Below are 21990 nucleotides of genomic sequence, written 5' to 3' on the forward strand. Positions count from 1 at the left end.
CTATTTCGCGAGGGGCTGGACGGGATGCACCGGCACAGCCGGGTGCGCCTTCGGCTGCGGGAAGTGCACGAGCACGACGTTCGAGGTATAGGACACGTCGTCGAGCCGGAATCCGATTTGCCGCTTGGGCGGGAAGCTCGCCATCAGCAGGTACGGCGAGCACCGGGTATCGGTCACGTCGTAGTCGGTGTTGAGGAGCTTGGGCAGCGTTTCGCACGGCTGCACGGCCGCGGCATCGAGGATGGCCGTGATCTTCTGGTAGCGGGCGGGGTTGTCCCTGGCAAGGTTCTCGAGCACCCCGGGGCGGTCGAGATCGACGAAGGCCTGCGCACAGGCGAGGCCGGACGAGGCACAGAGGGCGATCAGGGCGATTCGCATGCGGGGCTCCTGGAAAAACCGACCGGGTTATTCTACGACTACAAGGAGCCTGGGAGGGTTCACATGAAAACAACGATTCGGATAGTCGGCGCACTCGCGATGGCATGGGCCGTGGACGCTTCCGCGGATTGGACCCCCTGCGCGAAGGAAGGCGAGATCTGCAGGTTCCAGGGGCAGCGCGAGGTGTCGTACGGCGCGGGCAAGAGCTGGTTCGTGAAGGTCTACAGCGGCGGCGTGAAATGCGACAGCGCCCATTTCGGCGGCGATCCCGCGCAGGGCACGCACAAGACCTGCCGCATGCGTCCCGTCGCCGCGCCCCAGCAGCCCCAGGTCGAGATCACGTCGGCGTGGAAGAAGTGCGCGGGCGAGGGCGGCATGTGCAAGTTCAACGGCCAGAAGCGCGTGGCCTTCGGCACGGACGGCAAGTACCGGCAACGCGTGTTTTCGAACGGGACGAAGTGCACCAACGAGGCCTTCGGCGGCGACCCGGTACCGGGCCGCGTGAAGGTGTGCCTGCTCAGCCCGTAACGGTCGCGACCGCGGCGCGTTTGCGGCGCCAGGCCGCCGGCGGATCGCCGTACTCGCGGCGGAATGCGCGGCTGAACGCCGTGTCGGTCTGGTAGCCCACGTCCTCGGCGATCTTCACCAGCGGCGAATTGGTGCGCTCGAGCATGTTCGCGGCGAGCAGCATGCGCCACTGCGTGAGGTACTGCATCGGTGACGTGCCGACCAGCTCCTGGAAGCGCTCCGCGAGCACCGAGCGTGACGTGCCCGCTTCGCGCGCCAGCTCTTCCAGCGTCCACGGGTAAGCGGGGCGCTTGTGCAGCTCGGCCAGCGCCGCGCCGACGATGCGGTCGCTCACGCCCGCGAGCCAGCCGGTGCGGCCCGCGCTCTGCTCGTTCATGTAGAGGCGCAGCACCTCGATGAAGAGCACTTCCGAAAGTTTCGCGAGCACGCCGGCGCCGCCGGGGCGCGGCGAGCGCGCTTCGGCGAGCGCGTAGCGCACCGAAGCCTCGAGCCAGGTGCCCGCGTTGGATCCGCGCACGTTCACGCGCAGCATCCGTGGCAATCCTGCGAGCAGCAGCTTGGCGAGGCGCGCGTCGCAGGCGAGGTAACCGCAGACAAGCCGCGTGGTCTTGCCGCCGCCGCCGTAGGCGATCTCGCGCGGGCGTCGAAGCAGGATCTGGTCCAGGCGCGTGGGCTTCGCGGGCGGCAGGCCGGGCGCGGAGGCCATGCGGTGCGCGTCGCCCTGCGGGAAGACGATCACGTCGCCCGCCGTCAGGTGCATGGGCGGCTCACCGTCCATCTCCACGATGCACTCGCCCTCGGTGATCATGTGGAAGACCACGACCTTCTCGGCCGTGGGCTCGAGGATCGGCGCGGCCACGTCCGCATGCGCGGCGTCGTAGCACCACGGAGCCGTGAAGCGCCCCTTGAGGAAGATGGCGCCGACGAGGCGCACGACGCGTAGCGTTTCGGAGAGGGCGTCCATCAGGCGATCTCCACGTCGATGGCGACAGGATTGGATTGCGCCACCGCGGTCGTGATCGGCGCGCATCCCAGGCCTTCGTTCACGAGCGTGCGGAGCTGCTCGGCGGGCGCGTTCGCCCCGATGCGCACCGTGAGGCGGAAGTCGCACGGCCCGGGGTTCACAAAGCCGCCCTCGACCTGCTCCATGCGCAGGAAGCCGCGTGTGTCGGTGCGGCTGTTCGCCTTCACCTCGAGCGTGGTGAGCTCGATGCCGCGCTCGGCGGCTTTCATCGCGATCGTGGTCGCGGCGCAGGAGGCGATGCCGGCCCGGAAGAGCCACCCGGGGGAGATCTGGTCGCCGGTGCCGCCGAATTCGACGGGCATGTCGGTGGCCATCTGCGTTCCGTTGGCGTGGCTCGCGACGATGCGCGTGCCGCCTTTCCACGTGGCGGTGGCCTGCGCGTCGTCGTGCAGGCCCTTGTCGGGCCGGCGCTCGAGCACCGACTTCACGCGCTCCATCGCTGCTGCCACGTCCTGCATGCCCATGTGAGACCCGGTCCGGAAGGGAGGTGCCAATTGTCCCCCGCTCGGGACGAACGGCCAAGGGCGGGGCGGCTCGGCGGACGCGCGGACAGGTTTCCCGGACGCCCTGCAAACCCCGCCCCGGCACGAGGACGATCGGGTAGCCATGGCCGACGCCAGGACAGGACGGTGGGGGTGCCGGGGCGGCAAAGTTCGGGCTCGCAATCGTTGACCTCACCGAACCCAGGAGCCCAGCATGAACGCACCGACCGATTTCACCGCCCTCAAGACCCGCCAGCAAGCCTCGTGGGCGAGCGGCGACTACGCCGTCATCGGCACCACGCTGCAGATCGTCGGCGAGCAGCTCGCCGAGGCCTGCGACCTGCGCTGGGACGAGCGCGTGCTGGACGTCGCCGCCGGCAACGGCAACGCGACGCTCGCCGCCGCCCGCCGTGGCTGCAACGTCACCTCCACCGACTACGTGGAGACGCTGCTCAACCGCGGCGCCGAGCGCGCCGACGCCGAGCGCTTCAACGTGAAGTTCGAGGTCGCCGACGTCGAAGCGCTGCCGTACAAGGACGGCAGCTTCGATGCGGTCGTCTCGACCTTCGGCGTGATGTTCGCGCCCGACCACCAGAAGGCCGCGCAGGAGATGGCGCGCGTATGCCGCCCCGGCGGCCGCATCGGCCTCGCCAACTGGACGCCGGGCAGCCTCGTTGGCCAGATGTTCAAGGCGATCGGCCGGCAGATCCCGCCGCCCACGGGCGTGCAGCCGCCGGCTCTGTGGGGCACCGAAGCCTACGTGCGCTCGCTTTTCGACGGGATGGCCGCGAACGTGATGGTGACGCCGCGCATGTTCAACTTCCGCTATCGCTCGGCGGCGCACTTCATCGAAGTGTTCCGCACCTGGTACGGCCCGGTGCACAAGGCCTTCGGAGCGCTGCCCGCCGACAAGGCCGCGACGCTCGAGCTCGACCTCACGGCGTTGCTCGACGGACTCAACCGCGCGGGCCCCGGCTCGCTGGTGGTGCCGAGCGAGTACCTCGAGATCGTGGTCATCCGCAAATGATGGAAGCCCGGGTCCAGCGCCGCGTACAGCGATACGGGTGGGACCTGGCCGCCGCGGATTACGAGCGGCTGTGGCAGTCGCAGCTGGAGCGCGCGCAGACGAGGCTGCTCGACTGTGCGTGGCCGATGCGCGGAGAGCATGTCCTCGACGTGGCGTGCGGCACCGGTCTCGTGTCGCTCGCCGCGGCGATGTCCGTGCGGCCCGAAGGCCATGTGACCGGTGTGGATATTTCCGGGCGCATGGTCGATCGCGCGCGCATCCGCGCGAAGGAGCGCCACGTATCGAATGTGTCGTTCCAGTGCATGGACGCGGAGAACCTCGATTTTTCCGACGGCTCGTTCGACGTGGTGTTGTGTGCGCTGGGCATGATGTACCTGCCCGATCCCGCGAAAGCGTTACGGGAAATGGCGCGGGTGTTACGGCCCGGCGGGCGGATCGCCCTGGCAGTGTGGGGCGAGCGAGAACGCTGCGGCTGGTCGGGTGTCTTCCCGATCGTCGATGCGGAAGTGGCGAGCGATGTCTGCCCGCTGTTCTTCCACCTCGGCGGGGAAGGTACGCTGGCCCTCGAATGTTCGGACGCGGGCTTCGGGTCGATCGAGGAGTACCGCCTCGACACGACGCTCGACTACGCCGATGCCGACGAGGCGTGCCGGGCCGCTTTCATCGGCGGACCGATGGCGCTTGCGTGGTCGCGTTTCGACGAGGCGACGCGGGCGAAGGTGTGGCGGCGCTACGCGGCCTCGATCGCGAAATGGCGCCACGGGAGGGGATACCGCGTCCCGGGAGAATTTGTTGTCGTAAGGGCGATGGCTCCGGCCGCCGTCCGCAGTCCTGTCAGGTCAACTCTGGAGAAAGCAACACCATGAAAGCGATTCACTTTGCAGTCCCGACCCTGGTCATGGCCGCTTGTGCGAGCCAACCGGTCGATTCCAGCATTCCCGCCACGCTCGTTCCCGCCGACGGCAAGGTCGTCGAGCGCATCGCCGCCCGCGGCGTGCAGATCTACGAGTGCAAGGCCAATGCCACGGGAGGCCAAGGCTGGGCGTTCGTCGCCCCCGAGGCGGAGCTCTTCGACGCGCAGGGCCGCACGGTCGGCAAGCACTACGCCGGCCCGCACTGGGAAGCCCCGGACGGCAGCAAGATCGTCGGCACCGTGAAGTCGCGCTCCGACGCGCCGGATGCGAGCGCGATTCCCTGGCTGCTGCTCGACGCGAAATCGGTCGGCTCCGACGGGCGCTTCTCGAAGGTGACGAGCGTGCAGCGGATCAACACGGTCGGCGGCCTGGCTCCGGCGACGCAGCCGTGCGATGCGAAGTCGCTGGGCGCGAAGTCGCGCGTGTCGTACACCGCGGATTACGTGCTGCTGTCGAAGGGCACCGCGGCGTACTAAGCGGTCAATTCTTCACGAAGCGGGCCACCGCTTCGATGACCTCCGCGGGGATCGGCAACTTGGGATCCCCGTAGGAGGCCACCTGCTCGGCCATGTCGGCGCCGACCTTCTTCAGCACGTGGTTCATGCCGGGCACGATGAGCAGCTTCGCGTCCGGCCGCGCGGCCGCGAGCCTCTTCGCATCGTCCACCGTCACCTGGATGTCGGTCGTGCCCTGCACGATCAGCACGCGGCCCTTGAACGCCGCGATCGCCTTCACGGGGTCGTAGCGGAACCAGGAGATGAGGTAGGGCTGCACCGAAGGCCGGTAGAGCGGCTGGAGCGGCAGCGGCACGTCGTCGATCGTGCGGCCCTGCTTGAGCGCCAGGAGCACGCGCTCGTTCTGGTCGAACATCGTGGGCGGCAGCTTCGGACGCAACTGTTCGCGCAGCACGTCGTCCGCGGGGCGGCCGACGCCGGCGATGGATACGAAGCCCTCGGCGCCCGCTTTCGCCGCGGCGAGCATCCCGATCAGCGACCCTTCGCTGTGGCCCACGACGATCACCTTCGAGAAGCGCGCGTCGGACTTGAGCTTCGCGACCCACGCGGCCGTGTCGTCCACGTAGGTCTCGAACCGCAGCATCGATTCGCTCACCACCGCCGGCGCGCTTTGGCCGATGCCGCGCTTGTCGATGCGAACCGAGGCAACGCCCTGCGCCGCCAGGCCTTCGGCGAGGTACTTGAGCGAGTTGTTGGGGCCCGGCGCGAGCTTCGTGTTGCCGTCGCGGTCCGTGGGACCCGAGCCCGCATGAATCAGCACGACGGGCAAGGGCCCGTTCGTGCCTTCGGGAAGGAGCTCGGTTCCGAAGAGCTCGCCCGTGGGTGTCTTCATCGAGACGCCCTGTTCGGCCGCGCCCGCGGACAGCAGGAGCGATGCAAACAGCGCGGGGAGGATGCGAGAAAGCGCTCGCATGCTACTCATCCGCCCCCGGGAAGGTCTTGTACTTCGGCAGCTCGTCGGTGATGTCGTGCCAGAGGGCCTTCGAGCCGACGAAGATGTGCATCGAGGGCCGTACGCCCGGGTCGTCGTCGAGCGAGCCCATCGCGAGGCCCCAGCTCTCCGCCTCCGGGTCCCACTGGTTCACCATCGCCGAGCCGCACACCTTGCAGAACGACTTCACGGTGTCGGCGGAGGAACGGTACTTCGTGAGCAGCTCCTCGCCCTTCAGGAACTTGAAAGAAGTCTTCGGCACCGAGAGCCGCGCCCGGAACGCGGAGCCGTGGAACTTGCGGCACATCGAGCAGTGGCAATACACCGACGTGCCCAGCGGGCCGTCGATCTCGTAGCGAATGCCGCCGCACAGGCAGCCACCTCGAATCGTCATGCGACCTCCTGGAAGTGGATCCGGTAGCGGAGTCCGGGATTGCCGCCGAACTGGGCCGGCTTGGTGAAGCGCTCGATCAGGACGCCGCCGTTCGTTTCGATCACCTTGATCGAGGGTTCGTTCGACGGGTCGCAGGTGATCTCGACGTACGGCAGGCCTTCCTGCGCGACGATCGGGAGCAACTGGCGAAGCGCCTCGGTCGCGTATCCCTTGCGCCGCTTCCAGGGGACTACGGCGTATCCGATGTGGCCGAGCACGTGGGGCAGCAACGCCGCGCCTCCCGGCTGCCAGCGAAAGCCGATGGTTCCGCAGAACTCGCCGTCCCACATCCAGTGGTTGTACCCCGGGATGCGCGGGACGACCGAACCGTCGGGCAGCTTCACCGGATCGCCGGCGGCTTCGCGGTCGACGGCACGCTCGAGGAATTTCGCGGGATCGCGGCGGACGACTTCGAGCGCTTCCGCCGCGGCTTCCGGTCCGCGCGTGGTGTCGGGCGACCAGCCCTGCTCGAGGGCGGCCATGAAGCTCGGAAGGTGCTCTTCGAGGGGGCGGACGATCTTCACTTGGGGTGGGCGGCCGCGATGAGGTCGAGCTCCACCGATGCGTTCTTCGGAAGCTGCTGCACGCCGACGGACGTGCGCGTGTGTGCACCGGCCTCGCCCAGGATCGAGAAAAGCAATTCGGAGGCGCCGTCGGCGACTTCGCTCTGCTGCGTGAACTCCGGCGTGCATTGCATGTAGACGGTGATGCGCAGGATCGCGCGCAAGTCGGCGAGTGTTCCCAGCGAACGTTGCAGGAGTGCGAGCGCCCGCATGACGCAGATCTTCGCGGCGAGCTGGGCGCGGGGGAGGTCGACCGTCGCGCCGATGCGTCCCGTGACCACGACGTCGTTGCCGACCCGCGGAACCTGGCCGCTGATGTAGATCGTGTCGCCGTCGCGGACGAGCGCCACGTAGTTGCCGCCGATCCTGATCTCGCCGTCGAAGGAGTAGCCCAGTGCCTTGGCGGCTTCCTGGAAACGGGTGTCGCGGCTCATGGCGCGGGCGTCCATTGCATCTCCGGATCGAGCGGATAGATCGGCCGCGGCACCTTCTTGTACGGAACTCGGGTGAGGATCGGCGTGGTAAGGCCCGGGACGTCCACCTCGATGATGCGGTCGTCGGGGAAGAAGATGTCGAAGGCCGCGCGGAAATGGCCGCGGCTCTTCACGATCACGGAACGCGCCTTGGCGATGTCGATGCCGAAGCATTCGAACATGGCGATGTCCTTGCACTGCTGGCGGATGCTGACGACGACGACGCGGATGCCGCCCACGTTCAGCAGCGCCATCTGCCCGAGGCTGATCGTGTGGCCGGCGGAAATGCCGCGCTTGCCGATGATCGAGCCTTCGTGCAGGCCGACGACTTCCGCGTCCGCTTCGAACTTCCCGGAGAGATGATGCGTCTCGTCGCGGTTGAAGCGCGCGTGGAACTTGGCGCCGATGCCGAGGCGCCTCGCTTCGGCGGCGAGGGCGGGGTCGTTCACGATGCCGAGTAGCGCTCCCTGCACGCCGGCCTTGTAGAACGATTCGAGGATCCACACCGTGTTGCCGCGGCCGCCACCGCCGGGGTTGTCCGCGACGTCGGCGAAGAGGAGGGCGGGCTTCGTGGGGTCTTCGCCGCAGGCCTTCGCCATTCGTGTTGCGTCTTCGAGCGTCGTCAGGCGCGGAATGTAGCGCTTGCGATCGTCCCAGGTCTTCCGGGCGATCTCGGTCGCCAAGGTGCGGGCGAGCGCGGCGTCGTTGCGGGTGGTGACGGTGACGCTCATGCCGTTCTTCTCGCAGTCGCCGAGCGAGAAGCCGCTCAGGACCGAGACGTTCATCACGCGCTTGTCGATCCGCGACTGGCCGTACGCGATGATGTCGGCGTAAGGGCCGCTCTTGGTGTTCTGCGCCACCGAGGGCGGAATGAATGGCAGCTTCACCATCGCGGCCGTGGCCTTCGTGCCCGTGAGCAGCTCACGCATCAGGACCGCGCACTCGGAGCCGCGATCGAACATGTCCACGTGCGGGTTCGTCAGGTAGCCCACCAGCACGTCGGCGTTGCGCACCATCTTGTCCGAGACGTTGGCATGGAGGTCGAGGGTCGCGAGGATCGGAACATCCTTGCCGACGATGGCCCGCACGCGCTCGAGCACGACGCCTTCGGGATCCGGCTCCTTCTCTCCGATGGCACCACCATGCAGGGACAGGAAGACGCCATCGAGCGGCATGGCCTTGCGCAGGCGCTCTTCGAGCTGCGCGACCACTTCGAGGAAGAACCCGTGCTCCACGGGACCGCTGGCCGCGACCGTGGCCGCATACAGGGGCAGCGGGGTCCACGCGCCCGTGGCGGTCATCTTCTCCACGAAACCGGAGAGGCACACGGGGCAGCGCGGGTGCTCGCTCTCCCAGTCGGCCCGGAGCTCGTCGCCCGCGCCGATGAAGTTGGCCGCGAATTCCTCGCGGGTCGCCAGCGGCGAGTGTCCGTTGGACTCGAGCATGAAGGCGCCGCAGGCAATTCGGGGCATGTTGTCTCGTCATCCCCGCGAAGGCGGGGATCCACCGATAGAATGAGGACTGGCTCCAATTCTAACCAACTGGATTCCCGCCCCCCGACAGAAGCGCTCGGGGGCAGGCTCCGCGGGAATGATGCCGAATGAAAACTTTCGTCGCCCTTTTCCTCTTCTGCACCGCGGCCGCGGCGCAGAACCTCACGCTGGGCACGAAGCTCGAGCTGAACACGCTCGATCCGCACTTCTTCGCGTCGTTCCCGACCGTGTCGTCGCACGAGTACATCTTCGACAAGCTCTATGTGTACGACGACAAGCTGCGGCCGGTGCCTTCGCTCGCCACGTCGGTGAAGCTGGTGGACGACCTCACGTGGGAGATGAAGCTGCGGAAGGGCGTGACCTTCCACGACGGGAGCCCGTTCACGGCGGACGACGTGATCTTCACGGTGGATCGCGTGCCGAACGTTCCGAACTCGCCCAATTCGTTCGCGCAGTTCACGCGCACGATCGAGAGCCTGAAGAAGGTGGACGACCACACGATCATCGTGAAGACCAAGGCGCCGACGCCGAACTTCCTCGGTGACCTCACGAACGTCTTCATCATCTCGTCGAAGGCGGCCAAGGGCGCGACCACGGCGGACTTCAACTCGCGCAAGGCCGCCATCGGCACCGGGCCGTACAAGCTGGTGCAGTTCGTGAGCGGCGAGCGGCTGGTGCTCGAGCGCAACGACAAGTACTGGGGCAGGAAGCCGGATTGGGCGAAGGTCACGGAGCGGATCATCGCGAGGGATCCTTCGCGCCTGGCCGCGCTGCTCTCCGGTGAGGTGGACGCCATCGACGCGGTGCCGATCGCCGACCTCGAGCGCCTGCGCAAGGACGGGAAGTTCGCGATCTTCCGCGGCACCGCGGCGCTCGTCCACTACGTGGCGCTGGATTCCGCGCGGGACGAATCGCCCTTCGTGACCGCCAAGGATGGCAAGCCGCTCGGCAAGAACCCGCTCAAGGACCCGCGCGTCCGCAAGGCGCTCTCGCTCGCGATCAATCGCGACGCCATCGGCAAGCGCGTGATGGAGGGCAGCGCGGAACCGGCGGGGCAGCTCCTGCCCGCCAAGTACCCGGGCGCCAGCCAATCCATCAAGGCGGACCCGTACGACGTCGCCAAGGCCCAGGCGCTTCTCAAGGAGGCGGGTTACGGCGACGGCTTCCGCATCGTCCTGCACGCCACGGGCGACCGTTACCCGGGTGATGCCGCCGTCGCGCAGGTGATCGCCCAGATGTGGACCCGCATCGGCCTCAAGGCGGAGGTCGAGGTGCTGCCGGGGGCGGTGTTCTTCACGAAGGCGTCGAAGCAGGAGTTCAGCGCGTTCGCGGCGCAGTACGGCTCCGAAGAGGCGTCCAACAGCTTGCGGGCCCTCGTCGCGACCGCCGATCCCGCCAAAGGCTTCGGCACCGCCAACCGCACGCGCTACACGAACCCGATCGTGGATTCCCTGCTGACCGAAGCGCTGGTCACGATGGACGACGAGATCCGCCAGCAGAAGCTCACGCGCGCGATCAACTTCGCCATGGGTGATTCGCCGCTGATTCCGGTTTTCTATCCCATCTTCGATTTCGCCGCGAAGAAGGGCCTCGTGGTCACGCCGCGGGCGCAGCGCCGCTTCAACGCCCTGATGATCACCCCGGCAAAGTAATTGGGGTCAGACCCTAATTGATCCGAAAATGGGGTCTGACCCCAATTAATGTGGAGTCGTCATGAACGAGCTAGAGCTGCGTGGATTGATCGAGGATGTTCGTACCGGGAATGTTTCCCGCCGAAGCTTCGTGCAGATGATGGTGGGCCTCGGTCTTACCGCGCCGATTGCTACACAGATGCTGCTTCACTCGGGCATCGCGCAAGCGCAGACGCCGGCGTTCCAGTACAAGCCGACCAAGCGCGGCGGCGGCGGCACGCTGAAGCTGCTCTGGTGGCAGGGGCCGACGCTCCTCAATCCGCACTTCGCCACCGGCACCAAGGACCAGGACGGCTCGCGCCTCTTCCACGAGCCGCTGGCCGCCTGGGACAACGACGGCAACCTCATCCCCATCCTCGCCGCGGAGATTCCGAGCCTGGAGAACGGCGCGGTCTCCAAGGACGGCAAGTCCGTCGTGTGGAAGATCAAGAAGGGCGTGCAGTGGCACGACGGTGCGCCGCTCACCGCCGATGACCTCATCTTCAATTGGGAGTACGCCGCTGACCCGGCCACTGCGGCCGTCAGCATCTCGACCTACCGCGACTGCAAGGTGGACAAGATCGACGCCCACACGGTGAAGGTCACCTTCAACAAGCCGACGCCGTTCTGGGCCGATCCGTTCGTCGGACGCCGCGGCTGCCTCATTCCGAAGCATCTCTACAACGACTACCGGGGTGCGAAGTCCCGCGACGCACCCTCGAACCTGAAGCCCGTCGGCACCGGCCCGTACAAGTTCGTGGACTTCAAGCCAGGCGATTCGGTGCGCGGCGTGATCAACCCGAACTATCACGAGAACAATCGGCCGTTCTTCGACGCGTTCGAGCTGAAGGGCGGTGGCGATGCGGTCTCCGCCGCGCGCGCCGTGCTGCAGACCGGCGAGTACGACTATGCGTGGAACACGCAGGTCGAGGACGACATCCTCAAGAAGCTCGAGCAGGGCGGCAAGGGCCGCGTGAACCTCGTGCTCACGTCCGGCATCGAGATGCTGCAGATGCAGTGCTCGGATCCGTGGAACGAGGTGGACGGCGAGCGGGCGAGCGTGAAGTCGAAGCATCCGATCCTCACCGAGCCGGCGGTTCGCTCGGCCATGAACCTGCTCGTGGACCGCGGCTCGATCCAGGAGCACATCTACGGACGAGCGGGCATCGCGACCCGCAATTTCATCAACAATCCACCCCGCTACAAGTCGGCGAACACCACGTGGGAGTTCAACATCGACAAGGCCAACGCCCTCCTCGAGGGTGCGGGCTGGAAGAAGGGCTCCGACGGCATTCGCGCCAAGGACGGCAAGAAGCTCAAGTTCGTCTTCACGACCTCGATCAACTCGCCGCGCCAGAAGTGCCAGCAGATCATCAAGCAGGCGTGCCAGAAGGCGGGCATGGATATCGAGCTGAAGGCGGTGGTCGCTTCGGTCTATTTCTCGTCCGACGTCGCCAACCCGGACACGTACACCAAGTTCTTCGCGGACCTGCAGATGTACAACACCAACATGTCCGAGCCCGATCCCGAGCTCTTCATGACGCAGTGGGTGTCCTGGGACGTGGCGCAGAAGTCGAACAAGTGGCTGGGGCGCAACCAGTCGCGCTGGGTGAACGCGGACTTCGACAAGCTCTACAAGACCGCGGAGTCCGAGCTGGACCCGGTGAAGCGTGCCGCCATGTTCATTCGCATGAACGACATGCTGATCGAGAATTGCGCGGTGATCCCGATCGTGAACCGCCCGCAGGTCTCGGCCCACGTCACGAAGCTGAAGCCCCACATCAGCGGCTGGGACAACCAGACCGCGCTGCTGAAGGATTGGTACCGAGAAGCCTGAGAATAAAGGGGTCAGACCCCTTTATTCCCCGGGAGGTCTACCGAAGAATCACTTCGTCGGGATCGGGTGGCGGCGGCTCGGTTCCGGCGTCGCGCTGCTCGAAGTACTTCGAGAGCGGCTGCAGGTACGCAAGCAGGATGGTCATTCCGTCCGTCATCCCCATGATCCCGCCCGCGAATGCCTGGGTCGGGTGACTGACGCGCACGCCAAAGAACAGCGTTCCAACCTGGTTGGCGACCAGGAGAACCAGGAACAGGGTTCGCGCCCAGCCCTGGAAGAAGAGCATGCCCAGCGCCGCGATGGACGCGAGGAGGACATTGGCCCAGAAGACCGCTTGGGTCATTCCCGAGCCGAGCGCGGATCCGACGCCGTCGAGTGCGATCAACTCCAGGATCCGATCGTTCGACGTGAAGAAAGCCATGGGCACGAAATCGATCGCCATGAATGCGAGCCAGTTGACGACGACGAGCACCTGGAACGTCCGGACGGTGGGAATCATCGATTTCACCCGTTTGTTGTTGCGCCACGATACATCGTCAGGCTAGAGTAAGTTTTGCCCGCCTGACGCACCAGGCGCATCCGTAGTTCATCCAGTCAATGGGGGTTGACCATGAACGAGCAAGACATCCGTGGCCTTGTCGAAGACGTCCGTGAAGGACGCATCTCTCGCCGGGAATTCATCCACTACATGATCGGCGCGGGCCTTTCGGTCCCGATGGCCGGCACCATCCTGATGCATTCCGGCGTCGCCAATGCACAGGCGTATGGCAGCTTTGCCTACAAGCCGACCAAGCGGGGCGGCGGCGGCGTGGTGAAGCTCCTCATGTGGCAGGGGCCCACGCTCCTCAATCCGCACTTCGCCACGGGCACCAAGGACCAGTACGGCTCCCGCATGTTCTACGAGCCGCTGGCCGCCTGGGATGGCGACGGCAACCTGGTTCCGCTCCTCGCGGCGGAGATCCCGAGCCTCGCCAACGGCGGCGTCGGGAAGGACGGCAAGACGGTCACGTGGAAGCTCAAGAAGGGCGTCACCTGGCACGACGGCAAGCCGTTCACCGCCGATGACGTCATCTTCAACCACGCGTATGCGTCCGATCCCGCCACCGCGTGTACGACAATCAGCAGCTACAAGGACAACAAGGTCGAGAAGATCGACAGCCACACGGTCAAGGTCACGTTCAACAAGCCGACACCGTTCTGGGCCGATCCCTTCGTGGGCACGCGCGGCTGCATCATCCCCAAGCACCTTTTCGAGGCATTCTCGGGCGCCAAATCGCGTGACGCGCCCGCGAACCTGAAGCCCGTGGGCACCGGTCCGTATCTCTTCGTGGACTTCCGCCCCGGCGACCTCGTGTCCGGGAAGATCTATCCGAACTACCACGAAGCGAACCGCCCGCACTTCGATGCCTTCGAGATGAAAGGCGGCGGTGACGCGGTCTCGGCCGCCCGCGCCGTGCTGCAGACGGGCGAGTTCGACTATGCGTGGAACATGCAGGTGGAGGACGAGATCCTCCTGCGCCTCGAAGCCGGCGGCAAGGGCAAGGTGAACATCGTCCCGGGCGGCGGTCTCGAGATGGTGCAGCTGAACTACACCGACCCGTGGAACGAGGTGGAAGGCGAGCGCGCGAGCCTGAAGAGCAAGCACCCCTCGCTCACCGATCCGGCCGTGCGGGAAGCCTTCACGCTCCTCATCGACCGCGTGTCGATCCAGCAGCACATCTACGGCCGCACCGGCATCTCCACGCGCAACTTCGTGAACCAGCCGACGCGCTTCGCCTCGAAGGACAACAAGTTCGAGTTCAACACGGACAAGGCCGCGGCCATCCTCGAGGCGGCGGGCTGGAAGAAGGGCTCCGACGGCATCCGCGCGAAGGACGGCAAGAAGCTCAAGTACGTCTTCCAGACCTCCATCAACGCGCCGCGCCAGAAGGTCCAGCAGATCATCAAGCAGGCGTGCACGAAGGTGGGCATCGACCTCGAGCTGAAGCAGGTGGTCGCCTCCGTCTTCTTCTCGTCGGACGTGGCCAACGTGGACACGTACACGAAGTTCTTCTGCGACGTCCAGATGTACCAGACCACGCAGACGCAGCCCGACCCCGAGATCTTCATCAACCAGTTCTGCTCGTGGGAAGCGTCCACCAAGGAGAACAAGTGGCAGGGCCGCAACATCACGCGCTACATCAACGCGGACTTCGACAAGATCTTCCGCCAGGCCGAGGCCGAGCTGGACCCGGTGAAGCGCTCGGCGATGTTCGTCGAGATGAACGAGAACCTGGTCAAGAACCGCGCGATCTACCCGCTCGTGAACCGCCCGGCCGTGCACGCCGTCTCCAACAAGATGCGGCTGCCGCTCACCGGTTGGGATAACGACACGGCCTTCATCAAGGACTGGTTCCGGGAAGGCTGAGAAGGGGCGATGGGCAAGTACCTCCTTCGGCGCCTGCTCATCGCCATCCCGAGTCTCATCGGGATCAGCGTCGTGCTGTTCACGGTGCTGGCGCTGGCGCCCGGCGACCCCTTCGAGGAGCTCGCCACCAACCCGAACGTGCCGCCCGAGGTTCGCGAGAACCTGCGCAAGCAGTTCGGGCTGGATGATCCGGTGCCCGTGCGCTACGCGCGCTGGGCCAAGGCGATGGTGAAGGGCGACTGGGGCTTCTCGTTCGCGAGCCGCGTGGACGTGGACAAGCTGATCATGCAGCGGCTGCCCACCACGCTCATCATCATCGGTTCCTCGCAGCTCCTGGCGCTCCTGATCGCCATCCCGATCGGAGTGATCGCAGCCACAAGACCGTACTCAATATTCGACCAGATCGCGAACACGTTCGCGTTCATCGGGTTCTCGTTGCCGACGTTCTTCACCGGCATCCTGTTCATCCTGTTCTTCAGCATCTACCTCGACTGGCTGCCATTCGTATACCGGGCGGACATTGCGGAGACCGGGTGGCGATTCTTCTTCGAGCACCTGAAGCAGTCGATCATGCCGGTGGCGGTGCTGGGGCTCTTCCAGGCGGCCTCGTGGACCCGCTACGTGCGCTCCGCGGTGCTCGATGTGATTCGCCTCGATTACGTGACGACAGCCCGCGCCAAAGGCCTTTCCGAGCGTGTGGTGGTCATCAAGCACGCACTTCGCAACGCGCTGATCCCGGTGGTCACGCTGGTGGCGCTGCAGATGCCGACGATCTTCGGTGGCGCCATCGTCACCGAGCAGATCTTCCGCGTGCCGGGGATCGGATCGCTCCTGATCAGCGCCATCCTCGCCAACGACACGCCGGTGATCATGGCGGTGACGTTCGTGTTCGCCTGCCTCGTGGTCCTCTTCAACCTCCTCGCCGACATCCTCTATGGCTGGCTCGATCCCCGCATCGCCTACCGTTAGCCTGCCGGCGGCGCCGCGACACTTCAGCCCGTGGCGCGAGGCGTGGCGGCGCTTCCGCAAGCACAAGCTCGCGGTGGTGGGCGGCGTGATCCTGCTGCTGATCGTGTTCGCCGTGCTGCTGGGCCCGTGGCTCTGGAGGGTGCCCATCAACGAGATCGACTTCTCCGCGCGCCTGAAGGGCCCGTCGTGGAAGCATCCGTTCGGCACCGACGACCTCGGGCAGGATCTCCTCGCGCGGATGATCTACGGCGGCCGCATCTCGCTCGCGGTGGGCATCGCGGCGATGTCGATCGCGATCATCGTCGGCACGGCCGTCGGGGCGCTCGCAGGGTACGCGCGCGGCAAGGTGGATGTGGCGCTGATGTGGCTCACGGATCTCTTCCTCTCGCTGCCGCAGCTTCCGCTGCTGCTCCTCCTGATCTATCTCTTCCGCGATTCCCTGAAGAACGTGTTCGGCGCGGAGCTGGGGATCTTCATCCTGATCGTGGCGGTGATCGGCGGCTTCCGCTGGATGCCGGTAGCGCGGCTCGTTCGCGCGCAGTTTCTCTCGCTGAGGGAGAAGGAGTTCGTCGAAGCAGCCCGTGCACTAGGTGCGAAGCCGATGCGCCTCGTGCTCCGCCACATCCTGCCCAACGCGCTGGGACCGGTGATCGTCGCGGGCACCATCGACGTGGCCGCGGCCATCATCGCGGAGTCCACGCTCTCCTTCCTCGGCCTGGGCTTCCCCCCGGACATCCCCACGTGGGGGCGCCTGCTCTTCGACGCCAAGGACTACCTCGACATCGCGCCGCACTACGCGCTCTTCCCGGGCACGCTGATCTTCCTCACCGTGCTCTCGATCAACTACATGGGCGACGGGCTGCGCGACGCGCTCGATCCCCGCCGGGTGCTCTAGATGAGCGGCCACCTCCTCGAGATCCGCGGCCTCAAGACACACTTCTCCACGGACGATGGCGTGGTGCAGGCGGTCGACGGGGTAAGCATGCATGTGGACGCAGGCGAGACGCTCGGCGTCGTGGGCGAGTCGGGCTGCGGCAAGACGGTGACGGCCTTCACGGTGATGAAGCTGGTGCCGATGCCGCCCGCGCGGATCGTGGCCGGCGAGATCCTCTGGCGCGGCAAGGACCTCGTGAAGGCGACCAACGCCGAGATGCGCTCTCTGCGAGCCAAGGAGATCGCCATCGTCTTCCAGGAGCCGATGACGTCGCTGAACCCCGTGTACACCGTGGGCGACCAGATCGCGGAAGTCCTGCGGCTGCACGAGGGCCTGTCGCGAAAGGCCGCGATGGACCGTGCGGCCGAGATGCTGGCACTGGTGAAGATCCCCAACCCGCAGCGGCGCGTGCGCGACTACCCGCACCAGTTCTCGGGCGGCATGCGCCAGCGCGTGATGATCGCGATGGCGCTCGCCTGCAAGCCGAAGCTGCTGATCGCGGACGAGCCCACGACGGCGCTCGACGTCACCATCCAGGCGCAGATCCTCGACCTGCTGAACGAGCTCAAGGCGGAGCTCGGCATGGCGGTCATGCTCATCACGCATGCGATGGGCGTGATCGCGGAGACCGCACAGCGCGTGGTCGTGATGTACGCCGGCAAGGTGGTCGAAGAGGCGACGGTCGAGGATCTCTTCCGCGACCCGCGCCACCCCTATACGCAGGGATTGATTCGCTCGATCCCGCGCATCGATCTCGCCGCCACGCAGAAGCAGAAGCTCGAGGCCATCAAGGGGACGGTGCCGAGCCTGATCAATCCGCCGGTCGGCTGCCGCTTCGCTCCGCGCTGCCCGAAGGCGCTGCCCCAATGCACGGAAGCGACGCCGGAGCTGCGTGAAGTGTCCCCGGGCCACAAAGCGGCGTGCATCCTCGCATGAACGACACGACGCGTCCTCCCTCGTCCCAGGATCGTCATCCCCATTCCCCTGATGGTCATCCCCGCGAAGGCGGGGATCCAGCCCCACTCCTCAGCGTCCGGAATCTCGTGAAGCACTTCCCGCTGAAGGGCGGGATCTTCGCGCGGGAAGTCGAGCGCGTTCATGCCGTCGATGGCGTCTCCTTCGACATCCAGGCGGGCGAGACGCTGGGCCTCGTCGGCGAATCCGGATGCGGCAAGTCCACCACGGGCCGCTGCATCCTGCGGCTCATCGAACCGACGGGCGGCGAGGTGTGGTTCGAGGGCAAGGACGTCACGAAGCTGGAGGCGGAGGAGCTCCGCAACCTGCGCCGCGACATGCAGATCATCTTCCAGGACCCGTTCGCGTCGCTGAACCCGCGCATGACGGTGGGCGCGATCATCGGCGAGGCGCTCGTCGTCCACGGCCTGGCGAAGAATTCCACCGAGCATGACGCGCGGGTTGTCGAGCTGCTGGAAGCCGTGGGGTTGAATCCGGACTACCGTCGTCGCTTCCCGCACGAGTTCTCCGGCGGGCAAAGGCAGCGGATCGGCATCGCCCGCGCGCTGGCCGTCTCGCCGAAGCTCATCATCTGCGACGAGCCGGTCTCCGCGCTCGACGTCTCGATCCAGGCGCAGGTGATCAACCTGCTGGAAGACCTGCAGGGCAAGTTCGGCCTCACCTACCTCTTCATCGCGCACGACCTCTCCGTGGTCGAGCACATCAGCACGCGCGTTGCGGTGATGTACCTCGGGCGCATCGTCGAGATCGCACCAGCGAGCGATCTTTATCGCAACCCGCTGCACCCGTACACGGAGGCATTGCTCTCCGCGGTGCCGATCCCGGACCCTTCGCACAAGCGCGCGCGAATCGTTCTCGAAGGCGATGTGCCGAACCCGATCAATCCGCCGACCGGGTGTCACTTCCACACGCGCTGCCCCATCCGGCAGTTCCCGAAGTGCAGGGAAGAAGTGCCGGTGCTGGAGCCGTCAGACCCGGGGCATTGGGTCGCCTGCCACTTCCGGGGCAAGTAGCACTTCGAGCGTTCCGCCGACGTAGAATTCGGGCATGCGCAGACACCTTGCCCTGGCCACCCTCCTGACCGCGCTCGCTCCGGTAGCGAATGCCGCCGATGTCGCCGCATTCGGCCTCAACGATCCCGACGCCAGCGTCACGGTGGAGCTGTGGGCCGATCGCTCGTGCCGCATCACGACGCTCGACAAAGCGACCACCGCGGTCTCCGTGATGCGTTGCACCTATTGGATCCACGGTTCCCGGGTTCGCCTCCGTGTGAGGGGCGAGAAGGATGGAGAGGGATTCAACGCTCTCGAGATCGAGCACGATCCGCAATCGGACGCGCTGCTGTTTCATGGCAGCAACCCGAAGCTCTTCACCCGCAGGCCACGAGGAGGCGAGGAAGCGTGAACGACCTTCCTCCGCTTCCCCAACCGCGCCTCGGTCGATACCGCCACTACAAAGGTGGTGAGTACGAAGTCGTCGGCGTGGCGAGGCATAGCGAGACGCTGGAGCCGCTCGTCCTCTACCGGCCGCTCTACAACCAGACGGGTCTGTGGGTGCGGCCCTACGAAATGTTCTTCGAGCAGATCGAGCACGACGGCCGCATGCAGCCCCGGTTCGCACCGGTTCCCGGGAACGCGGAGAGGTAGACCGACGTCAGATGGCGGGAGGAACATGATGCGCACGGCCGGCTGGTGGATCATGACGTCGCTGGCGTTGCTGGTCGCGGCTTACGCGTTCGCGCTCGTGGCGCTTCCGTCCTTCAGGCCGGAGCTGGTGCAGGTCCACTTCCAGCAGCGCCCACTGCTCGTCCTGGCGCACTTCCTGGGCGGCGGAATCGCCATGGCCATCGGCGCTTTCCAGCTTCACGCGGGACTTCGTTCGCGCTTCCTTTCAACCCATCGGTGGTTGGGCCGCATCTATATCGCGGCAGTCCTCGCCGGAGGAACCGCGGGACTTGTCCTCGCGATCAACTCGACGGCCGGACCGGTCGCGCAGTGGGGATTCGGGCTCCTGGCCGTGGCCTGGCTCGCGAGCACCTTCAACGCGTATCGCCACATCCGCGATCGCAACTTCGAGCAGCACCGCGCGTGGATGATCCGCAGCTACGCATTGACCCTGGCCGCGGTGACGCTGCGCATCTATCTTCCCGCAAGCATGATCGCCGCGTTGCCGATGGGCACCGCATACTCCGCAATCGCCTGGCTCTGCTGGGTTCCCAACCTGCTGGTCGCCGAGTGGTTCGTGCGTTCACGAAGCATCTCGCCGGCCCCTTCGAGGTAGACATGGCAAGAAGGCTCATCTCATCCGGGTCCACGTTCGAAGCGCAGATCGGCTACTCGCGAGCGGTCGTCGTGGGAGACTGGATCTTCGTCTCCGGCACCACGGGCTTCGACTATTCGAAGATGACGATCTCCGAAGGGGTCGTCGAGCAGGCCGAGCAATGCATGAAGAACATCGAGTCGGCGCTCAGGCAGGCGGATGCGAGCCTGAAGGACGTCGTGCGCGTGCACTACATTCTTCCGAACGCCGCCGAGTTCGAGGCGACCTGGCCGATCCTGCGAAAATACCTGGGTGACGTCCGCCCCGCCGCCACGATGATCTGCGCCGGGCTGGCCGATCCGCGCATGAGGATCGAGATCGAAGTGACCGCATTGAAGGAGAAGGCATGATTCGGAAGTGCTTGCTGGTCCTGGTGGTGATGGCGGGTTGTGCCACTGCCCCGACTCCCACACCTGTTGCTGTTTCCGCACCCGCACCCGCACCCGCAGCGGCTCCAGCGCCAGTGCCGGTGGCCGCGAACACGCCGCCGTCGATCGTCGGACTCTGGGCGATGAAGGGCATCGGCAAGGACAGCTCGCCGGAAGTGATGCCGGGCTGCGCGGGCACGATCGACTTCCGCCCCGACGGGACCACGCTCATGGGTAGCGGCGAGCAATCCCTCACCGGCCGCTACTTCGTCCAGACCCAGGGCGGTCAGCTCGTGTTGAGCCAGCGTGACCTCAAGGGCAACAACGGGAAGAACTGCCAGGGACTGACCACGGACTTCGTGATCGAGCACACGGTCGCCGATGCCAGGATGGTGTTGAAGGGGGACAGCATGAAGCTGTACCCCCCCGTGCCCGGCGACGTGTTCTTCGAGCTGACCCGGGTGCGCTAGCTCCCCGAGGAATCCCGGAGCGCCACGCGCGTCGAGACGCGCTTCACGGTGAGCTCGCCGATCTGCTTGCCCATCGCGGCGGCGGTATCCACCGAGAAGCGGTAGTGCAGGCCGCCCCACACGCGGGCGTTGCCGATCTCGTTCACGAACGCATCGACGCTGGACCACTGCCGCGTCGCGCCCTTGAGCGAAGGATTCGACGTGACCAGCATCGGGACCGCGCCGGTGCCGAGCTCCGCCTTCAGGACAGCACCCACCGCGCCAGCCAGTACGCCGTGCCCGCTCGGGTACTCGGGGTGCATCGGGTTGTCGACCAGCGGGGCCCAGGAGGCTTCGCGCTCGGTCGCGTCGTTCCCATCACGATCGCCGTTGCGGATCGCGGTGACGGGGCGCCAGTAGTTGTAGTGGTACTTGGCATCGAAGATCGCGATCAGCGCATCGTCCATCGCCTGCGAAGCGGCCGCGAAGAGGCGGGCGTTCTGCGCGGGCGTGCGGCCGGGCTGGTTGGCCACGGAGTGCAGCGCGCCGCAGTAGATCGACGGCAGCGAATACTCCCAGTACTTGGCGATGTCGGTCTGCTCGGGCGTGCGCTGCGTGCTGACACGGCCGCCCAGCGCCTTGATCTCGTTGTAGTTGCGCGACCACTCGTCGCTCGTCATCGCGGGCGGCGGGCCGGGACGGAACTGCGAGGCGCTCGCCATCGCCCAGGGCTTGCGTTGCGGCCAGAGCGGCACGGCCACGCCCGCGGTCGGGACGTACGTGCCCGGCGTCGTGTGGGGACGATAGGTCTCCGGTCCGGCGGGCATGTCGTCGGATCGCGACGCCAGCACGTTCGCGGCGGCCTTCTCGCCGATCGCGATGCCGGCATTCTTCGCGTCGCCGTCGGCGATCTTCGCGAGTGCCGCCTGGTAGGCCGCTTCGATGGACGGCGCCACGGCGGGCATCGTCTTCAGGAGTGTGGCGCGGTTGGCGGCGGCGACGGCAGCATCCAGGGATGCGGAGGGTCCGACGGCCTTCACCGCTTCATGGGTGGCGGTCTGCACGAGCGCCATGGCGCGCACGGCGGGCGGCGTGCCGAGCTTGGCTTCGCCGATCAGGTCGGAGGTCTTGTTGTTCCAGTCGGTGATGACATCGGCCCGGGCGGGAGTAGCCGCGCCGAGGGCGAGGAGGGTTGCGACGACGATCTTCTTCATGGGGTGGATTCCCCGCCCCCCGATTCAAGCTCTCGGGGGCGAGCTTCGCGGGGAAGACGAGGTTGCGGTTCGGGTTGTTAGGGACGC

Annotated in this window: 26 protein-coding genes; 16 read left to right on the forward strand and 10 right to left on the reverse strand. The window is 66.3% G+C overall.

Features of this window, described 5'->3' with window-relative positions:
• On the reverse strand, positions 1 to 378 hold the full coding sequence (locus DSM104443_RS05450; protein WP_171090210.1) for a hypothetical protein: 378 nt from the start codon (positions 376 to 378) through the stop codon (positions 1 to 3).
• A gap of 63 nt (positions 379 to 441) precedes the next feature.
• Here DSM104443_RS05450 and DSM104443_RS05455 point away from each other — a divergent pair, with 63 nt between their 5' ends.
• Positions 442 to 906 (forward strand): hypothetical protein, encoded by a 465-nt coding sequence (locus DSM104443_RS05455; protein WP_171090212.1) that lies wholly within the window; start codon positions 442 to 444, stop codon positions 904 to 906.
• Here the strand turns inward: DSM104443_RS05455 and DSM104443_RS05460 are convergent.
• Positions 896 to 1870 carry an AraC family transcriptional regulator gene (locus tag DSM104443_RS05460; protein ID WP_171090214.1) on the reverse strand — a complete coding sequence of 325 codons (975 nt, stop codon included), beginning with the start codon at positions 1868 to 1870 and terminating at the stop codon, positions 896 to 898. The genes DSM104443_RS05455 and DSM104443_RS05460 overlap by 11 nt on opposite strands.
• The gene (locus DSM104443_RS05465) at positions 1870 to 2379 is read right to left on the reverse strand and encodes an OsmC family protein (RefSeq protein WP_212756959.1); all 510 of its coding nucleotides are present in this window, start codon (positions 2377 to 2379) and stop codon (positions 1870 to 1872) included. Before DSM104443_RS05465 ends, DSM104443_RS05460 begins: the two co-directional genes overlap by 1 nt.
• Before the next feature lie 247 nt (positions 2380 to 2626).
• On the opposite strand from DSM104443_RS05465, the gene DSM104443_RS05470 reads away from it, so the two are divergent.
• Genes DSM104443_RS05470 through DSM104443_RS05480 form a run of 3 tightly spaced genes read left to right on the forward strand, consistent with a single transcriptional unit; the run spans position 2627 to position 4829 of the window.
• Positions 2627 to 3439, forward strand: a complete 813-nt coding sequence (locus tag DSM104443_RS05470; protein WP_171090217.1) for a class I SAM-dependent methyltransferase — start codon at positions 2627 to 2629, stop codon at positions 3437 to 3439.
• Positions 3436 to 4305: a class I SAM-dependent methyltransferase gene (locus DSM104443_RS05475; RefSeq protein ID WP_212756961.1), complete on the forward strand. Its 870-nt coding sequence runs from the start codon at positions 3436 to 3438 to the stop codon at positions 4303 to 4305. Before DSM104443_RS05470 ends, DSM104443_RS05475 begins: the two co-directional genes overlap by 4 nt.
• The gene (locus tag DSM104443_RS05480; protein WP_171090219.1) at positions 4302 to 4829 is read left to right on the forward strand and encodes a DUF3455 domain-containing protein; all 528 of its coding nucleotides are present in this window, start codon (positions 4302 to 4304) and stop codon (positions 4827 to 4829) included. The genes DSM104443_RS05475 and DSM104443_RS05480 overlap by 4 nt, the downstream gene beginning before the upstream one ends.
• Positions 4830 to 4833: 4 nt before the next feature.
• Here DSM104443_RS05480 and DSM104443_RS05485 read toward each other — a convergent pair whose 3' ends face one another.
• The 5 genes from DSM104443_RS05485 to DSM104443_RS05505 are packed head-to-tail and all read right to left on the reverse strand — an operon-like array spanning position 4834 to position 8740.
• A complete protein-coding gene (locus tag DSM104443_RS05485) occupies positions 4834 to 5781 on the reverse strand; it encodes an alpha/beta hydrolase (RefSeq protein WP_171090221.1) in 948 nt (315 codons plus the stop codon).
• A 1-nt stretch (position 5782) separates the two neighbouring features.
• Positions 5783 to 6193: a GFA family protein gene (locus DSM104443_RS05490; RefSeq protein WP_171090224.1), complete on the reverse strand. Its 411-nt coding sequence runs from the start codon at positions 6191 to 6193 to the stop codon at positions 5783 to 5785.
• Entirely contained in the window at positions 6190 to 6756 is a 567-nt protein-coding gene (locus DSM104443_RS05495; RefSeq protein WP_212756964.1) for a GNAT family N-acetyltransferase, read from the reverse strand. Before DSM104443_RS05495 ends, DSM104443_RS05490 begins: the two co-directional genes overlap by 4 nt.
• On the reverse strand, positions 6753 to 7244 hold the full coding sequence (locus DSM104443_RS05500) for a RidA family protein (RefSeq protein WP_212756966.1): 492 nt from the start codon (positions 7242 to 7244) through the stop codon (positions 6753 to 6755). The genes DSM104443_RS05495 and DSM104443_RS05500 overlap by 4 nt, the downstream gene beginning before the upstream one ends.
• Positions 7226 to 8740 (reverse strand): M81 family metallopeptidase, encoded by a 1515-nt coding sequence (locus DSM104443_RS05505; RefSeq protein ID WP_171090226.1) that lies wholly within the window; start codon positions 8738 to 8740, stop codon positions 7226 to 7228. Before DSM104443_RS05505 ends, DSM104443_RS05500 begins: the two co-directional genes overlap by 19 nt.
• 128 nt (positions 8741 to 8868) lie before the next feature.
• Between DSM104443_RS05505 and DSM104443_RS05510 the strand changes: the two genes are divergently transcribed.
• The gene (locus tag DSM104443_RS05510) at positions 8869 to 10413 is read left to right on the forward strand and encodes an ABC transporter substrate-binding protein (protein ID WP_171090228.1); all 1545 of its coding nucleotides are present in this window, start codon (positions 8869 to 8871) and stop codon (positions 10411 to 10413) included.
• Positions 10414 to 10474: 61 nt separating this feature from the next.
• Complete coding sequence (locus DSM104443_RS05515; RefSeq protein WP_171090230.1) at positions 10475 to 12268, forward strand: peptide ABC transporter substrate-binding protein; 1794 nt, start codon at positions 10475 to 10477, stop codon at positions 12266 to 12268.
• A 37-nt stretch (positions 12269 to 12305) separates the two neighbouring features.
• On the opposite strand, the gene DSM104443_RS05520 is transcribed toward DSM104443_RS05515, so the two are convergent.
• Positions 12306 to 12767 carry a hypothetical protein gene (locus tag DSM104443_RS05520; protein WP_171090232.1) on the reverse strand — a complete coding sequence of 154 codons (462 nt, stop codon included), beginning with the start codon at positions 12765 to 12767 and terminating at the stop codon, positions 12306 to 12308.
• Between the two features lie 111 nt (positions 12768 to 12878).
• Here DSM104443_RS05520 and DSM104443_RS05525 point away from each other — a divergent pair, with 111 nt between their 5' ends.
• The 10 genes from DSM104443_RS05525 to DSM104443_RS21720 all read left to right on the forward strand — a co-directional run bounded on the left by DSM104443_RS05525 (position 12879) and on the right by DSM104443_RS21720 (position 20710).
• Complete coding sequence (locus tag DSM104443_RS05525; RefSeq protein WP_171090234.1) at positions 12879 to 14675, forward strand: peptide ABC transporter substrate-binding protein; 1797 nt, start codon at positions 12879 to 12881, stop codon at positions 14673 to 14675.
• A 9-nt stretch (positions 14676 to 14684) separates the two neighbouring features.
• On the forward strand, positions 14685 to 15644 hold the full coding sequence (locus DSM104443_RS05530; RefSeq protein WP_171090235.1) for an ABC transporter permease: 960 nt from the start codon (positions 14685 to 14687) through the stop codon (positions 15642 to 15644).
• Positions 15610 to 16539: an ABC transporter permease gene (locus tag DSM104443_RS05535; RefSeq protein WP_171090238.1), complete on the forward strand. Its 930-nt coding sequence runs from the start codon at positions 15610 to 15612 to the stop codon at positions 16537 to 16539. The genes DSM104443_RS05530 and DSM104443_RS05535 overlap by 35 nt, the downstream gene beginning before the upstream one ends.
• The gene (locus DSM104443_RS05540) at positions 16540 to 17514 is read left to right on the forward strand and encodes an ABC transporter ATP-binding protein (RefSeq protein WP_171090239.1); all 975 of its coding nucleotides are present in this window, start codon (positions 16540 to 16542) and stop codon (positions 17512 to 17514) included.
• A 107-nt stretch (positions 17515 to 17621) separates the two neighbouring features.
• Positions 17622 to 18566: an ABC transporter ATP-binding protein gene (locus DSM104443_RS05545; RefSeq protein ID WP_246232527.1), complete on the forward strand. Its 945-nt coding sequence runs from the start codon at positions 17622 to 17624 to the stop codon at positions 18564 to 18566.
• A 34-nt stretch (positions 18567 to 18600) separates the two neighbouring features.
• The gene (locus DSM104443_RS05550) at positions 18601 to 18957 is read left to right on the forward strand and encodes a hypothetical protein (RefSeq protein WP_171090243.1); all 357 of its coding nucleotides are present in this window, start codon (positions 18601 to 18603) and stop codon (positions 18955 to 18957) included.
• Complete coding sequence (locus DSM104443_RS05555) at positions 18954 to 19199, forward strand: DUF1653 domain-containing protein (RefSeq protein WP_171090245.1); 246 nt, start codon at positions 18954 to 18956, stop codon at positions 19197 to 19199. The genes DSM104443_RS05550 and DSM104443_RS05555 overlap by 4 nt, the downstream gene beginning before the upstream one ends.
• A gap of 25 nt (positions 19200 to 19224) precedes the next feature.
• Positions 19225 to 19833, forward strand: coding sequence for a DUF2306 domain-containing protein (locus tag DSM104443_RS05560; RefSeq protein ID WP_171090247.1), 609 nt, complete (start codon positions 19225 to 19227; stop codon positions 19831 to 19833).
• Between the two features lie 2 nt (positions 19834 to 19835).
• Positions 19836 to 20222, forward strand: coding sequence for a RidA family protein (locus tag DSM104443_RS05565; RefSeq protein ID WP_171090249.1), 387 nt, complete (start codon positions 19836 to 19838; stop codon positions 20220 to 20222).
• Entirely contained in the window at positions 20219 to 20710 is a 492-nt protein-coding gene (locus tag DSM104443_RS21720) for a hypothetical protein (protein ID WP_212756968.1), read from the forward strand. Before DSM104443_RS05565 ends, DSM104443_RS21720 begins: the two co-directional genes overlap by 4 nt.
• Here DSM104443_RS21720 and DSM104443_RS05575 read toward each other — a convergent pair.
• Positions 20707 to 21903, reverse strand: coding sequence for a vanadium-dependent haloperoxidase (locus tag DSM104443_RS05575; protein WP_171090251.1), 1197 nt, complete (start codon positions 21901 to 21903; stop codon positions 20707 to 20709). The genes DSM104443_RS21720 and DSM104443_RS05575 overlap by 4 nt on opposite strands.
• Positions 21904 to 21990: the final 87 nt, after the last annotated feature.

This window comes from Usitatibacter rugosus, assembly GCF_013003965.1.
Taxonomy (GTDB): domain Bacteria; phylum Pseudomonadota; class Gammaproteobacteria; order Burkholderiales; family Usitatibacteraceae; genus Usitatibacter; species Usitatibacter rugosus.